This window comes from Streptomyces sp. DSM 120436, assembly GCF_055778765.1.
Window position 1 is genome coordinate 3,941,790 of record NZ_JBSKBS010000001.1, and the last position, 15,548, is coordinate 3,957,337.

Genomic DNA, 15,548 nt, shown 5'->3' on the forward strand with positions numbered 1-15,548 from the left:
GCCCCCTTGGCCCGCCCGGAGCCTGGTCCTCCGGCCGGTCCGCAGGGCGGGCGCCCCGTCCGGCTCACGGACCGGCACACCGGTCGGCCCGTGAGCCGGGCGCAGCGCCCGGTGCGAGGGCAGGCCCACCGTCCGGTCCGCAGGACCGAGCGTGGCCCGCGGTCCTGAGCCGACACCGCGCCGGGCCTGCGGCCCGCACGGTGTTCCGCTCCCGGCCTCGACGTACGCCGGGCTCCGGCCGGCCCCTCCGGGCCGGTGACCTGACCGGCCCGTGGGTCCGGGCACCGACCCGGGGCGGGGACCCGTACCAGGCCCCGAGCCCGATACGGGATCCGTCCTCGGGCCGGCGTCGGTGGCGGGTCCGGTGGCCCGGCTGCCGTGCGGCACCGCGCCCGCACACGTGCACGACGCACCACCCGGTTCCCGGGTACGGGCCACGGCCCGGTCCCGGGACCGGCACGCGCCTGGTCCACGGGCCGGGCACCGCGCCGGGTCCGTACCCGGTGCCACGCACGGCTCCTGCGTCCGGCAACGCCGCGGCCCGAGGGCCGAGAACACCGTCCGGTCCCCGGACCGGACACACCACCCCGCCCGGGGTTCGCCCCACCGCCGGTCGTAGCGCCGGCGGTGGGCCGGGCCGCCGGGCCGGCGCACCGCCACACCCGGTTCGCGTTCGACAAGGAGGCTGCCCATGTCCGCCGAACCGTCCTCCGTCCCCACCACCCCCTCCTCCTCCGCTCCCCGCTTCGGCGTCTGGCTCGTCGGCGCCCGCGGGTCCGTCGCCACGACCGTCGTCGTGGGCTGCGCGGCCGTCGCCGCCGGGCTCCATCCGCCGACCGGCATGGTCACCGAGACCCCCGACTTCGCCGCGAGCGGCCTGCCCCCGCTGTCCTCGCTCGTCTTCGGCGGGCACGACACCGTGGACTGCCCGCTCCCCAAACGCGCCGAACACCTCGCCGACGGCGGCGTCCTCCCGCACGGCCTCCCCGCCGCCGTGCACGCCGAACTCGTCGCCGCCGACCACGAGATCAGGCCCGGCGGCCCCGTTCCCGGCGACACGGACGCCGGCCCCGCCCGCACCGACGACGACTGGATCGACGTCTTCGCCGCCGACATCCGCGACTTCGTCGACCGCAAGGGCCTCGCCGGCGCCGTCGTGATCAACGTCGCCTCCACCGAGCCCGCCCCCGCGGACGGCGCCCTCCCGCCCAGCTCCCTCTACGCGGCCGCCGCCCTCCGCGCCGGCTGCGGCTACGTCAACTTCACCCCCTCCACCGGCCTCCACCACCCGGCGCTGGCCGCGCTCGCCGCGGAGGCCGGCGTGCCGTACGCGGGCCGTGACGGCAAGACCGGGCAGACCCTGCTGCGCGCCGTGCTGGGCCCGATGTTCCAGCAGCGCGCCCTCGCCGTGCGCGCCTGGTCCGGCACCAACCTCCTGGGCGGCGGCGACGGCGCCGCCCTCGCCGACCCCGCCGCGGCCGCCGCGAAGAACGCCGGCAAGGAACGCGTCCTCGCCGACACCCTCGGCGCGGCGCCGGAGGGCGAGGTGCACATCGACGACGTGCCCGCGCTGGGCGACTGGAAGACGGCCTGGGACCACATCGCCTTCGACGGCTTCCTCGGCTCCCGCATGATCCTCCAGACCATCTGGCAGGGCTGCGACTCCGCCCTCGCCGCGCCGCTCGTGCTCGACCTGGCCCGGCTGCTGCTCCGCGCCCGGCAGAGGGGCGTCACCGGCCCGCTGGGCGAACTCGGCTTCTACTTCAAGGACCCGGTCGGCGACGGCCCGTCCTCCCTGGGGGAGCAGTACACGGAGCTGAAACGCTTCGCCGCACGCCTGCGCGACGACGCGGGGGACAGCGGGGCGCAGCGATGACCCACACCGCGACCCCGCGCCTCACCCCCGTGGCCCGGGGCACCGCCCCCGCGACTCCTGCCGCCGGGGACCCCCCGCCCTCCGGCGCCCCGCGTCCCGGCCGCGCCGCCGCCTGGGCGGAACTGGTGCGGCTGCCCGCCCTGTTCACCGTCCCCGGCGACACCCTCGCCGGTGTCGCCGCGGCCGGCCGGCGGCCCGGACCCCGCGCCCTGCTCCCCATCGGCTCCTCCCTGTGCCTGTACGCGGCCGGCATGGCGCTGAACGACTGGGCCGACCGCGCCGAGGACGCCGTGGAACGCCCCCACCGTCCCCTCCCGTCCGGACGGGTCCGCCCCGCCGCCGCGTTCACCGCCGCCTGCGGCCTCACCGGCGCCGGACTGCTGCTCGCCGCCCGCGCCGGACGCCCCGCCCTCGCGGTGGCCGCCCCGCTGGCGGCCACCGTCTGGGCGTACGACCTGGCGCTGAAGCACACGCCCGCGGGCCCCGCCGCGATGGCCGCCGCCCGTGGGCTGGACCTGCTGATGGGCGGCGCCGCCGCAGGCTCCGCCCGGGCGGCGGCGCCCTCCGCCGCCCTCCTCGGCTGCCACACCCTCGCCGTCACCGCCGTCTCCCGGCGCGAGACCACCGGCGGCTCGGCGGCGGCCCCGCTCGCCGCCCTCGCGGCGACGGGCGCGCTGACCCGGCTGGTCACCCGCCGCCGCATCCGACTCCCGGCAGGCCGGCGGGCAGCAGCCGCCCCCGGCCTGCCGGGCCCCGCCCCGGGCGGCGCCCGGCCCACGCCCGCCGGCGCCGTCACCGCCGCGCTGGCCGCCGCCTACGCCGCCACGGCCGCGCGGCCGTACTTCCACGCCGCGCTCAACCCCTCACCCCCGCTCACCCAGCGCGCGGTCGGCGGCGGCATCCGCGCCACGGTCCCCCTGCAGGCGGCGCTCACCGCCCGGTCCGGGGCGACCGCCACGTCCCTGCTGATCGCGGCCCTGGCCCCGGCCGGCCGGGTGTTCGCCCGCCGGCGCGCCATGAGGGGAGTGAGCCTCACATGACCGCGCACGCGCCCGCCGCGCTGCCGCTGCGCTTCGGCTACGGCACCAACGGCCTCGCCGACCTCCGCCTCGACGACGCCCTCGGCCTGCTGGCCGACCTCGGGTACGACGGCGTGGGGCTGACCCTCGACCACATGCACCTCGACCCGCTCGCCCCCGACCTCGCGGCCCGCACCCGGCACGTCGCGCGCCGCCTGGACGCACTGGGGCTCGGCGTCACCGTGGAGACCGGCGCCCGCTACGTGCTGGACCCCCGGCGCAAGCACGGCCCGTCCCTGCTCGACGCCGACCCCGACGACCGCGCGCGCCGTGCGGACCTGCTGGTGCGGGCCGTGCGGGTCGCGGCCGACCTCGGGGCGCACGCCGTGCACTGCTTCAGCGGCACCCTTCCCGACGGCACCGACGAGGACACCGCGTGGAAACGTCTCACCGGGGCCCTCACCCCGGTGCTGGACGCGGCGTCCGCCGCCGGCGTCCCGCTCGCCGTCGAACCGGAACCCGGTCACCTCCTCGCCACCCTCGCCGGCTTCCACCGCCTGCGCCGCGCCCTCGGCGACCCCGAGCCGCTCGGCCTCACCCTGGACATCGGCCACTGCCAGTGCCTGGAACCCCTCGCGCCCGCCGACTGCGTCCGCGAGGCCGCGCCCTGGCTGCGCCACGTGCAGATCGAGGACATGCGCCGCGCGGTCCACGAGCACCTGCCGCTGGGCGAGGGGGAGATCGACTTCCCGCCCGTCCTCGCGGCGCTCGCCGCCACCGGATACCGGGGCCTGACCGTCGTCGAACTGCCCCGGCACTCCCACGCCGGCCCCCGCTACGCCGCCCACTCGCTGCCGTACCTGCGCCGCGCCGCCCGGCTCGCGGCGGAGCGCACCACCGGCCCGTCCACCGTCCCCTCTCACGGCGATCCCTCCGCCATCCCCGAAGGGAGCAGCACTCCATGACCCGCCCGCCCGCGGCACCGGCCGGCCCGGACGCCGGCACCACCGGCACACCGGCCGCCCCCGGCGACGGCACCACCCCCGCCGTCATCCCGCCCGCCGACCTGCGCCGCCGACTCGCGGCCCGGCTCGACGGCGCCGCCCGCGCCTGGTTCGACCAGGCCCTGGACGAGGCCACCACCCACCCCGGCGCCCACGGACCGATCTCGGTGTGGGAGCTGCGCCTCGCCGAGGCGGGCCGCCGCTGCGGACCCGAACACGCCGACGCCGCCCGCGTCCTCATCCTGCACGCGGCCCGCGCCGACGCCGACGCCCTGACCCGCGTCTACCGCCAGGGCACCGCCGACGAACGCCGCGCCGTCCTGCACGCCCTGCCCCACCTGGTGCCCGGACCCGAGGCGCTCCCGCTCGTCGAGGACGCCCTGCGCACCAACGACACCCGGCTGGTCGCCGCCGCCCTCGGCCCCTACGGCGCCCGCCACCTCGACGCCCACGCCTGGCGGCACGCCGTACTGAAGTGCCTGTTCACCGGCGTCGCCGTCGACCTGGTCGCGGGCCTCGCCCGGCGCGCCCGCGGCGACGCCGAACTCGCCCGCATGCTCGGCGACTACGCCGCCGAACGCACCGCCGCCGGCCGCACCGTCCCGGAGGACCTGCACCGCGTCCTGGCCCTGACCGAGCCCGCCGCCCCGACGCACGGCACGGACGGCCCGCACGGTCCGGGCGTCCCCCACGGCAAGGAGTCCTGATGCGCATCTTCGACCCCCACATCCACATGACGTCGCGCACCACCGACGACTACGAGGCCATGTACGCCGCGGGCGTCCGCGCCGTCGTCGAACCCTCCTTCTGGCTCGGCCAGCCCCGCACCTCCCCGGCCTCCTTCTTCGACTACTTCGACTCCCTCCTCGGCTGGGAACCCTTCCGCGCCGCCCAGTACGGCATCGCCCACCGCTGCACCCTCGCCCTCAACCCCAAGGAGGCGGGCGACCCGCGCTGCACCCCCGTCCTCGACGCGCTGCCCCGCTACCTGGTCAAGGACAACGTCGTCGCCGTCGGCGAGATCGGCTACGACTCCATGACACCCGCCGAGGACACCGCCCTCGCCGCCCAGCTCCAGCTGGCCGCCGACCACGGGCTGCCCGCGCTGGTGCACACCCCGCACCGCGACAAGCTCGCCGGACTGCGCCGCACCCTCGACGTGGTCCGCGAGTCCGCGCTGCCGGTGGAGCGGGTGCTGATCGACCACCTCAACGAGACCACCGTCAAGGAGGCCAAGGACAGCGGCGCCTGGCTCGGCTTCTCCGTCTATCCCGACACCAAGATGGACGAGGAGCGGATGGTCGCCGTCCTGCGCGCCTACGGCCCGGAGCAGGTGCTGGTGAACTCCGCCGCCGACTGGGGGAGAAGCGATCCGCTCAAGACCCGCAAGGTCGCGGACCTGATGCTCGCCGAGGGCTTCACCGAGGACGACGTCGACCGCGTGCTGTGGCGCAACCCGGTCGCCTTCTACGGCCTCAGCGGCCGCCTCGACCTCGGCGTCCCCGCCACCGAGGCCACCCACGAGGGCAACTCCGTCCTGCGCGGGACGCCCAGGGACGAGCCGCGGCCGGACACCGCCGCCGCCGACGCCACAGGGGCGTGAGCCGTGCGCTTCCGCCACCCCGACGGCTCCACCGTCCACCTCGCCTACTGCACCAACGTCCACCCCGCCGAGACCCTCGACGGCGTCCTCGCCCAGCTCCGCGACCACTGCGAACCCGTCCGCCGGCGCCTCGGCCGGGACCGGCTCGGCATCGGCCTGTGGCTGGCCAAGGACGCCGCCCGCGCCCTGGTGACCGACCCCGCCGCCCTGCGCGACCTGCGCTGCGCACTCGAACGGCGCGGCCTGGAGGTCGTCACCCTCAACGGCTTCCCCTACGAGGGCTTCGGCGCCGAAGAGGTCAAGTACCGCGTCTACACACCCGACTGGGCCGACCCCGAACGCCTGGAACACACCGCCGCCCTCGCCCGCGTACTCGCCGCCCTGCTCCCCGACGACGTCACCGAGGGCAGCATCTCCACCCTCCCCCTGGCCTGGCGCACCGCCTACGACGACGAACGCGCGGACACCGCCCGCACCGCCCTGCGCACCCTCGCCGAACGCCTCGACGCACTCGAGGACCTCACCGGACGCTCCGTCCGCGTCGCCCTCGAACCCGAACCGGGCTGCGTCGTCGAGACCACCCGCGACGCCATCGCGCCCCTCACCGCCGTCGGCCACGACCGCGTCGGCGTCTGCGTCGACACCTGCCACCTCGCCACCTCCTTCGAAGATCCCGACACCGCCCTGGACGACCTCGCCCGAGCCGGCGTCCCCGTCGTCAAGGCCCAGCTGTCCGCCGCCCTGCACGCCGAACAGCCGCACCTCCCCGAGGTCCGCGAGGCCCTGGCCGCCTTCGCCGAACCCCGCTTCCTGCACCAGACCCGCACCCCCACGCGCGCGGGACTGCGCGGCACCGACGACCTCGACGAGGCCCTGGCCGGCGACGCCCTGCCCGACACCGGCCCCTGGCGCTCCCACTTCCACGTCCCGCTGCACGCGGACCCCGCCACGCCCCTCACCTCCACGCTCCCCGTCCTCACCTCCGTGCTCACCCGGCTCGTCGGCGGCCCGCACCCGCTCACCCGCCACCTCGAGGTGGAGACCTACACCTGGCAGGCGCTCCCGCCCGAGCTGCGCCCCCGCGGCCGCGCCCAGCTCGCCGACGGCATCGCCGCCGAACTCACCCTGGCCCGCGACCTGCTGACGGACCTCGGCCTGAAGGAACTCCCATGACCGACCCCATCCCCCTGCTCGTCCTCGACGTCGTGGGCCTCACCCCCCGTCTGCTCGACCACATGCCCCACCTCAAGACCCTCGGACGGACCGGGTCCCGCGCCCCGCTCGGCACCGTGCTGCCCGCCGTCACCTGCGCCGCCCAGTCCACCTTCCTCACCGGCGCCATGCCCTCCGAGCACGGCATCGTCGGCAACGGCTGGTACTTCCGGGAACTCGGCGACGTCCTGCTGTGGCGGCAGCACAACGGCCTCGTCTCCGGCGACAAGCTCTGGGACGCCGCCCGCCGCGTCCATCCCGGCTACACCGTCGCCAACATCTGCTGGTGGTACGCCATGGGCGCGGACACCGACATCACCGTCACCCCCCGTCCCGTCTACTACGCCGACGGCCGCAAGGAACCCGACTGCTACACCCGGCCGCCCGCCCTGCACGACGAACTCACCGAGAAGTTCGGCACCTTCCCCCTCTTCCACTTCTGGGGACCCGGCGCCGACCTGGTCTCCAGCCGGTGGATCATCGACGCCACCCGCCACATCATGGCGACCCGGCACCCCGACCTGACCCTCTGCTACCTCCCTCACCTCGACTACGACCTGCAGCGCTTCGGCCCCGACGACCCGCGCTCCCTGAAGGCCGCCGCCGACCTCGACGCGGCCCTCGCCCCGCTGCTGGACGACGCCCGCGCCGAGGGACGCACCGTCGTCGCCCTGTCCGAGTACGGCATCACCCGCGTGAGCCGGCCGGTGGACGTCAACCGCGCCCTGCGCCGCGCGGGCCTGCTCGAGGTCCACACCCAGGACGGCATGGAGTACCTCGACCCGATGGCCTCCCGTGCCTTCGCGGTCGCCGACCACCAGATCGCCCACGTCTACGTCCGCCGCCCCGAGGACCTCGACGCCACCCGGGAGGCCCTCGACGGCCTGCCCGGCATCGAGCAGCTCCTCGACGACGAGGGCAAGAAGGCCCATCACCTCGACCACCCACGGGCCGGCGAACTCGTCGCCGTCGCCGAACCCGACGCCTGGTTCACGTACTACTACTGGCTCGACGACGACCGCGCGCCCGACTTCGCGCAGCTCGTCGAGATCCACCGCAAACCCGGCTACGACCCGGTCGAACTGTTCATGGACCCCCACGACCCCTACGTCAAGGTCAAGGCGGCCGGCGCGCTGGCCCGCAAGAAACTCGGCATGCGCTACCGCATGGCGGTCGTGCCCCTCGACGCCTCACCTGTTCGCGGCAGCCACGGCCGCCTCCCCGCGAGCGACGACGACGGTCCGCTCCTCATCTGCTCCACCCCCCGTGCGGTCGGCGACCGCGTCGCGGCCACCGACGTCAAGCAACTCCTGCTCCGGCTCGCCGGACTCGGCTGACACCGCACCACGCACGGCCGCCGACTTCCGACTACCGAGAGTGAAACACACGGCACTGACAACGGCCGGTCCCACAGCCGCCGGGACCGGCCACGACCGAGAAGGCAGGCACCCGTGACCCCGTACTCCGACCCCTCCCGCCCCTCCGGCAGCGACGCCGCCCCGCTCACCGACACTCCGGACGAGGCGCTGCGCCGCAGCCTCGGCGTGGCCCGGCGCCGCTTCCTGAGCACCTGCACCGCCGTGGCGGCCGGCGCCGTCGCCGCCCCCGTCCTCGGCGCCGCCCCGGCCCTGGCCCACGACAGGGACCACGGCCACGGCCACGGACATGGACATGGGCACGGCCACGGCCGTGGCCGGGTGCTCGTCCCGCCGCACAAGCGCGGCATCATCCTCTACACCGTCCGTGACGCGACCGCCCGCGACCCGCTCGCCAGTGACCTGCCCTCGGGCTTCCGCGAGGTGTTCAAGCAGCTCGCCCGGCACGGCTACCGCCAGGTCGAGTTCGCCGGCTACCGCCAGCACCCGAACGCGCCCGGCGGCGACAACCTCGAAACGGCGCAGGGCGCCAAGCTCCTGCGCCGCTGGCTCGACGACTACGGACTGCGCGCCCAGGGCAACCACGGTTTCATCCCGTCGTCCTGGCCGCTGACCGCCGCCGACCAGGACACCTTCAAGAAGCACCTGGAGATCGCCAACATCCTCGGCATGGACCACATGGGCACCGGCGGCGACCCCACCGGCAGCTCCTACCGCGCCGACTGGGACGTGGCCGCCGACAAGTGGAACGCGCTCGGCGAGATCGCCCGTCGCGAGGGCATCAAGCTCTACACCCACAACCACGACAGCGCGTACGGCTTCCTGCTCGACCGGGGCCCGCTGGACGACCAGGGCCGGCCGACCCGCAGCTCGGGCGTCCGGAAGCTGGAGTACTTCCTGAAGGTCACCGACCCGAAGCTGGTCTGGCTGGAGATGGACGTCTTCTGGGCGCACGTCGCCCAGTACAAGTTCCACACCTACACCGCCCCCGACGGCTCCACCCGCAGGAGCGTCTTCGACCCGGCGGGCCTGGTCGTCCGCCACAACAAGCGCTACCCGCTGTTCCACGCCAAGGACGGCGTCGTCGACACCACCAACGGCATGGGCTGGGACATGGTGCCGTTCGGCACCGGCGACATCGACTACACGACGTTCTTCTCCCGCGTCGGGCTGAGCGACTACCGCAACCCGATGGTGGAGGACGACAACGCCCCGAGCGAGACCGACCCCGCGCAGTCGCTGCGCGAGGCCAAGATCAGCTACGACAACATGGCGGCCCTGCGCGGGCGCCGCCGCTGACCGCGTGACGACGGACGGGGCGGGCGCGGCCGGGCGTCACGCGGTCAGCGGCGGCGCGAGGGGGCGGGACCGCCGCGCCCCGCCCCGCCCGTCACCACCGCACCGCGCGGAGCCCCGTCCGGCCCGGTCGGCACACCCGTCCCGGGTCGCCGCACCCGCGCGGCGACCCGGGAGGAACCGCCCGGCGGCTTCGGCGCGCCCTGGCACCCGACCCGTCGGCGGCGACGGGCGGGCCCCTGGCCCGCGCGGTGCCCCGTGGCCCGGCGCCTGAGCGGCTGCCGGGGACGTCCCGGACGGCCGGTCCGACGTCCCGGGTCCGTCGGACCGGCCGACGCCCCGAGCCGGTCCGACCGACCGACGGACGCCCCGAGCCGGTCGCGGACCCGTCGCGCGGGACGCGGCCCCGACCTCTCCGGGACGACGGAAACGCAGGTGAAAGGCGCTCCGAAACCTTGGTATGGTTGTCCATGTCGCCACGGGGGAACACCCCCGCACGCGACAGACACCTTGTCCGGGTGGCGGAATGGCAGACGCGCTAGCTTGAGGTGCTAGTGCCCTTTATCGGGCGTGGGGGTTCAAGTCCCCCCTCGGACACGCACTCCAGTGACACGCATGAGAGGGCCTCGACCTGACGGTCGCGGCCCTCGTCGCGTTTTCGTAGCTGACTGTGATGCCCAGGGCTTCATGGAGAGTCGCATCACTCACCGTAACGAAGCGCTACGAGCGCCCGGACGGGGAGAAGCGATCATTTGAGATGTGAATCGGAGCACCATGTAGAGCTGCGCTTCGTCCCCGGATGCGGACGGCCCCGGTCCCGGAATCAGCCCGTGGGCGGCGGATTCAGGATGACGTCGGAGACATCCCAGCCGCCTTTGACGGCGGGTCCGTTCTCACCCATCGTGCAGCCGGCCGCCGATGCCGGGTCCGTGGGCGTCCACTCGCCGTACACCCGCACCGGCGGTGTGTCGTTGGAGACCCGGCAGTCGACCCGGACCCGGAAGAATCCAGTGCCGCCCGTGCAGGTCACGACGAAGTTGTAGAAGGACTGGTAGCGCTGGGGGGGCGCACTCCTTCGGCAGTGCCTGTGCGGTGCTCGCACCGACGCCGACGAGGGTGAGCGCGGCCATGGTGGCCGCGGTGAGTAAGGCGGAGATGCTTCTGCGCATGTGGGGCTCCTTCGTGGGGGTGCTGCCGTCCGGACGGACGGCGGAGCTGGGGGCGCTGTGCAGCAGTGTCGCTGGGGGAGATGCGGCGGGCAGCGGGGCGTAACGTGGCCCGTGTGCCCTCCCCGCTGAGCCGCCCCTCCCTCGCCCCGTGCGTGTCGCTGCGGAGGCGACCGGGAACCTGATGCCCGGACGGCCGCCGGGACTCCCAGCGGTCGGCAACCACGGCGACCCCGGGGGGCGGACGTGAAAGCCACGGACCCCTTCGGCCGACGCTCGGTGATCAGCGGCACCTTCCGGCAGGTGGCGTTCGGTGGAGCACCGGATCCGGTGGGCCCCACCGTCGAAGAAATCACCGTCTCCACCGCTCACGTGCCGGGATGCTCCGTCAGGGCGAGCTGTCGCGGCCAGGGGATGTCGCGGCCGGGCTTGCTGTCGGCCAGTTCGTTCCGACGCCCGGAACGGGAGTGCCTGGAGCGTGCTGAAGGGCGGCGTCCCTGGTGGAGGCGTCGCCCTTCGGTGTTTCGCGTGGTGCCGGCGCCGGGTCAAGCCACAGGGCGGACGGGCGTTGCCGGGCCCTGAGCGCCCGGGGCTGCCGTTCCTGTCGCCCGTACCGGCCTGACCGATCGTTCGGGAGCCGCGCGGGACGGGATCGGGATCGCCGGGGCCGAAAGTCCAGGAGCCATTCTCTTCAGGAGGAGTCTCCGATGAAACATCCCCCGGACCGCATCGACCTCGCCGAGGGGCTACGGCGTGTACTGAGGGACCTGTCCGTAGTGGAACGCTGGACCGAGGGCGCGGTGCCCGGGCTTCCCGAGCCATATGCCGACGACGAGTCGTGGAGCGGACCGGAGTACCGCGTCGAGACCATGAGCGACGACTGCATGCACACGGTCGTGGACATCGTGTGCGACCCCACCCGGGTGCCGCCGGGCCGTGACGGGCCCGCCGAGGATGAGGCCGCCGCGCTGCGCTCCACCGTGCGGGCCCTGCTCGATCTCGCCGGCGTCGGCTCCGGGCCCGCCTGGACCACGGTCGTGCTGACCGCGCGCGGACCCCGCGTCGTGAACTGCCGCATTGGTTCCGGCGAGACGGTGTTCGCTCGCGAGCGGGTCTCCCGGAGGGATTGAACGCGCCCAGGCGTCGAAGGTGTCCCGGGGGAGTCCCGCCCCCTGGGGCAACGGCGGAATCAGGGCGGTGACACGGGCCTGACCTGGCGTTACCGTTCCGGTTCCCGTTGCGCCCGAGGAGCGGTACCGGCGTGGGAACGGTCCGGGAACAGGCCCCAGGAAAGTGCGTCGTGTCGGGAAGCAGAGCCGGACACACCGCCTAAAGGGGACTCGTCATGGGACGCAAGTCGGCCGGAATCGCTGGGATCGTCACCATCGTGCTGGGCCTGGGCACCGCGATCGACGCGGGCCTCTCGCAGGGCCCCGAGGCCTCAGTGCAGATCCTCGCCGACGACATGGGGCCCACGGTGATCGGCGAGTTCGCCACCGGGACGGCCACCACCGACGACGACATGGGCCCGACCGTGGTCCCGGCCTCCGTCAACGACGACATGGGCCCGACCGTGGTCCCGGCCTCCGTCAATGACGACATGGGCCCGACCGTGGTCGGCGAGCCCGGTGCCGGTGCAGGCACCGACAGGACCGACGACGACATGGGTCCCACCAGCTATGCGGTCTGATCCCCGGCTCGAGCGACCCGTGCCCGACCTCGAACACCCTGTGCCCCGCACCGGGAGGCCAGTCCTCCGGTGCGGGGCACGGTCGTGTGTGAGGGCGGAGCGCTCAGTGGCGGCGTCGGTCCGCCGGGACGCCCATGTCGGTGAACAGTTCCTCCGCCGCCCCCTCGTGCCGCGCCGCGTCCTCGTTCCGGCCGAGCGCCGCCTGTGCGCGGGCCATGCCGGACAGCGCGTAGGCCGTCTCGATGCGGAAGTCGAGGGAGCGGGCCACGTCGAGGGCCTGCTCGTGCAGCTCCAGCGCGGAGCGGTGTTCGCCGAGCCGGTGCAGATAGCGGCCGACCGTGTTCTCCACCTTGGCCCGCCGCAGCGGGGAAACGTTTGAGCTTACGGTGGTGAGTGCGCGGTCGGCGTATTCCCCGGCCTGTTCGGTCCGGCCCAGGCGATGGCAGACATCCGCCGACAGCGCCAGAGCCAGTGCCACCTGTCCCGGGTCGCGGTTCTCCTCGCACAGGGCGCGCGCCTGCATCAGGTTCACCTCGGCCGCCTCGGGGTCGCCGAGGCAGGAATGGGCGAACGCCAGGTCGGTCAGCGCCGACAGCTTGTTCTCGTGGCGGCCCAGCTCATCGCACAGGGCGATGGCCCGGCGCGCGGCGGAGGCGGCCTCCTCGTGCCGGCCCCACTGCTCGTACAGGGTGCTCAGCAAGGTGTGGGTCTCCGCCTCGGCACGCCTTGCGCCCAGTTCGCGCTGGTGTCCTATCGCCTTCTCCAGGTGGGACAGGGCCTGCGGGAAGCGTCCGAGGAGGCTGCTGAGCTGGCCCAGCGAACTCTCGCTGTGGGCCACGGTCTGGAGGTCGCCGAGTCGCTCGGCCACCTCCAGGCTCTCCGTGGCGATCTCGAGGCCCTCGGCGAAGCGGCCCAGCTTCCAGCAGGCCACGCCCAGGTTGGACAGGCTCACTCCGAGCAGGGGCAGCTCTCCGAGGCGGCGAGCGGCCGCGACCGCCAGCAGGCCCATCGTACGGAACTCCTCCAGATGTCCGCGCACACTGAGCTGGAAGGCGAGATTACGGGTGAGGAACACCGTGTGCCGGTCAAGACCGAGCCGCCCCGACAGGCCCACCATCCCCAGGACCGCGCCCTGCTCCCGGGCGAACCAGCCCTCGGCCTGCGGCCGGTCACCGAATTCCGGTGTGGACAGGCTTACTTCCTCCGTGCCTGTGGGAATGCGGCGGCGCCCCGGGAACATCACCTGGCAGGCCGACTCCGTCGCCGTCAGGTAGTAGTCGAGCAGCCGCCGCACCGACTCCGTGTCGTCGTCCTCCGTCGATGCCGACCGCAGACTGTGCGCGAAGCTGCGCACCAGGTCGTGGAAGGTGTACAAGCCGATGTCCGGCTGCTTCAGCAGGTGGACGTCCAGCAGCTGTTCGAGGACGTCCTCGGCGTCGAAGAGATCGATGCCCAGCAGTGCGGCCGCCACCTGCACGTCGATGTCGCCGCCCGGATGCAGCGCCAGGATACGCAGCGCGGTCCGGCATTCCTGGTCCAGTGCCTGGTACGACAGCCTCAGGGTGGCGGCGACACTGCGCTGTCCCGAACTCAGCTCGTCCAGTCTCCGGGTCTCGTCCCGCAGCCGGTCGGCGAGATAACGCAGCGTCCAGCGTGGGCGGTTGCGCAGCCGGGCCGTGGCGATCCGCAGTGCCAGCGGCAGATGCCCGCACAGCCGGGCCAGTTCGGCTGCCGCCTCCGGCTCGGCGGCGTACCGCTGTTCGCCCAGTGTCTCTGCGACCAGCCGCGCGCACTCCTGCGGTGACATCACGTCGACCGAGATCCACTGCGCCGAGTCCAGGTCGACGAGCCGCGCCCGGCTGGTGATCAGCACCAGGCAACCCGGCGTGGTCGGCAGCAGTGGCCTTACGCCCTCGGGATCGGCGGCGTTGTCCAGCAGGAGCAGCAGCCGTCTGCCCGTGATCGTGGCCCGCCACAGGGCCGTACGGCCGTCCAGGCCCTCCGGGATGCGTTCGCCCGGCACCCCCAGTGTGCGCAGCAGGGCGTCCAGGGCGCCGCCCGGGATGACCGGTTGCTCGCCGGGGGTGTAGCCGCGCAGGTCGATGTAGAGCTGGCCGTCCGGGAACTCCTCAGCCAGGCTGTGGGCCGCGTGCACCGCGAGCGAGGTCTTGCCGCTGCCGCCCATGCCGTCCAGGGCCACGATGCGTGAGTGACGCGCGTAGTCACGCCCGGCGCAGTCCAGGAGTTCGGCCAGTTCGCGTTCGCGCCCGGTGAAGTCCGCCAGGTCGCAGGGCAGGGTACAGGGCGCCTCGGAGGCGGGCGCCACCGCGGGTTGCGAAGGCACCGGCGTCGCCGTCGGCTGGGCTTCGGGGGCGGCCACCTCCGGGCTCTCGCGCAGGATGCCCTCGTACACCCGGGTCAGGCCCGGGCCCGGATCGACGCCCAGTTCCTCCACGAGCAGTTCCCGGACCTTGCCGTACTCGTCCAGCGCCTCCGCCTGCCGCTCCGAGCGGTACAGGGCGAGCATCAACTGGGCGCGCAGGGTCTCCCGCAGCGGGTACCGCTCCACCAGGTCGCGAAGGTCCACGACGAGCTCACCGGCCTCGCCGAGACCGAGACGCAGGTCGAAGAGCTGCTCGGCGGCGGTCAGCCGGCGTTCCTCGTAGGCGGTCGCGGCCGACTCGATGACCGGACCGCCCGCCCCGGACAGGATCGGGCCGCGCCACAGGCCGAGTGCCCGGCGCAGCGCCGTGACCGCCTGGGCCTGCCGGTCCTCTCCCGCTGCGTCCTTGGCCTCCTGCACCAGCAGGCTGAACTCGGTGAGGTCCAGCTGCTCCGCGGCCAGTGCCACCCGGTAGCCCGGACCGTCGGTGATCAGCACCTCGCCGCCACCGGGGATGCGCCGCCGCAGGTCGGCGACGGCCTTGCGGACCTGGTGGGAGGCGGTGGCGGGCGGATCCTGCGCCCAGGCCGACTCCACGAGCCTGGTGATCGGTAACACCCGCCCGGACTCCAGCAACAGAGTGCCGAGGACGCGCTTCTGGATGTGACCGCCCAGCCGCAGCCGGGTCCCCCCGGCCCAACCCTCCAGAGGTCCCAGCACGTTGAAGCGCAGCGAACCAGCTTCGGCACTGGTCATGCCGGTGAGCCTCCCTCAGGTCCCGTGTTCCCCCGACCCGCCCCTCCGCGCCCTCGGATCATAGCCCGTTCCCTTCCCGCTCGGTAACGGACCGGTATGCGTTCGGTAATCGGGGATTCCACTCTGGTCCCACCAGCCGGGACCGGTGACCCGACCTCGCCGAACGG

The 15,548-nt window shown here is 74.2% G+C and carries 11 protein-coding genes and 1 tRNA gene; 11 read left to right on the top strand and 1 reads right to left on the bottom strand.

Features of this window, described 5'->3' with window-relative positions; all coding sequences use genetic code 11:
- Positions 1 to 691 precede the first annotated feature (691 nt).
- The 11 genes from ACWH4W_RS17570 to ACWH4W_RS17620 all read left to right on the top strand — a co-directional run bounded on the left by ACWH4W_RS17570 (position 692) and on the right by ACWH4W_RS17620 (position 12,242).
- Positions 692 to 1,876, top strand: coding sequence for an inositol-3-phosphate synthase (locus tag ACWH4W_RS17570; protein WP_473076663.1), 1,185 nt, complete (start codon positions 692 to 694; stop codon positions 1,874 to 1,876).
- The gene (locus ACWH4W_RS17575) at positions 1,873 to 2,916 is read left to right on the top strand and encodes an SCO3242 family prenyltransferase (RefSeq protein WP_473076664.1); all 1,044 of its coding nucleotides are present in this window, start codon (positions 1,873 to 1,875) and stop codon (positions 2,914 to 2,916) included. Before ACWH4W_RS17570 ends, ACWH4W_RS17575 begins: the two co-directional genes overlap by 4 nt.
- A complete protein-coding gene (locus ACWH4W_RS17580) occupies positions 2,913 to 3,860 on the top strand; it encodes a sugar phosphate isomerase/epimerase family protein (RefSeq protein ID WP_473076665.1) in 948 nt (315 codons plus the stop codon). The genes ACWH4W_RS17575 and ACWH4W_RS17580 overlap by 4 nt, the downstream gene beginning before the upstream one ends.
- On the top strand, positions 3,857 to 4,606 hold the full coding sequence (locus ACWH4W_RS17585) for an EboA domain-containing protein (protein WP_473076666.1): 750 nt from the start codon (positions 3,857 to 3,859) through the stop codon (positions 4,604 to 4,606). The genes ACWH4W_RS17580 and ACWH4W_RS17585 overlap by 4 nt, the downstream gene beginning before the upstream one ends.
- The gene (locus ACWH4W_RS17590) at positions 4,606 to 5,502 is read left to right on the top strand and encodes a TatD family hydrolase (RefSeq protein WP_473076667.1); all 897 of its coding nucleotides are present in this window, start codon (positions 4,606 to 4,608) and stop codon (positions 5,500 to 5,502) included. The genes ACWH4W_RS17585 and ACWH4W_RS17590 overlap by 1 nt, the downstream gene beginning before the upstream one ends.
- Positions 5,503 to 5,505: 3 nt before the next feature.
- Positions 5,506 to 6,675 carry a metabolite traffic protein EboE gene (eboE, locus tag ACWH4W_RS17595; protein ID WP_473076668.1) on the top strand — a complete coding sequence of 390 codons (1,170 nt, stop codon included), beginning with the start codon at positions 5,506 to 5,508 and terminating at the stop codon, positions 6,673 to 6,675.
- Complete coding sequence (locus ACWH4W_RS17600) at positions 6,672 to 8,051, top strand: alkaline phosphatase family protein (protein WP_473076669.1); 1,380 nt, start codon at positions 6,672 to 6,674, stop codon at positions 8,049 to 8,051. The genes eboE and ACWH4W_RS17600 overlap by 4 nt, the downstream gene beginning before the upstream one ends.
- A 114-nt stretch (positions 8,052 to 8,165) precedes the next feature.
- Entirely contained in the window at positions 8,166 to 9,389 is a 1,224-nt protein-coding gene (locus tag ACWH4W_RS17605; RefSeq protein ID WP_473076670.1) for a sugar phosphate isomerase/epimerase family protein, read from the top strand.
- A 509-nt stretch (positions 9,390 to 9,898) separates the two neighbouring features.
- Positions 9,899 to 9,983, top strand: a tRNA-Leu gene (locus ACWH4W_RS17610).
- 1,276 nt (positions 9,984 to 11,259) lie between these two features.
- Complete coding sequence (locus ACWH4W_RS17615; protein ID WP_473076671.1) at positions 11,260 to 11,682, top strand: hypothetical protein; 423 nt, start codon at positions 11,260 to 11,262, stop codon at positions 11,680 to 11,682.
- Between the two features lie 215 nt (positions 11,683 to 11,897).
- On the top strand, positions 11,898 to 12,242 hold the full coding sequence (locus ACWH4W_RS17620; RefSeq protein WP_473076672.1) for a hypothetical protein: 345 nt from the start codon (positions 11,898 to 11,900) through the stop codon (positions 12,240 to 12,242).
- A 103-nt stretch (positions 12,243 to 12,345) separates the two neighbouring features.
- On the opposite strand, the gene ACWH4W_RS17625 is transcribed toward ACWH4W_RS17620, so the two are convergent.
- Positions 12,346 to 15,381 carry an AfsR/SARP family transcriptional regulator gene (locus ACWH4W_RS17625; RefSeq protein WP_473076673.1) on the bottom strand — a complete coding sequence of 1,012 codons (3,036 nt, stop codon included), beginning with the start codon at positions 15,379 to 15,381 and terminating at the stop codon, positions 12,346 to 12,348.
- Positions 15,382 to 15,548 lie beyond the last annotated feature (167 nt).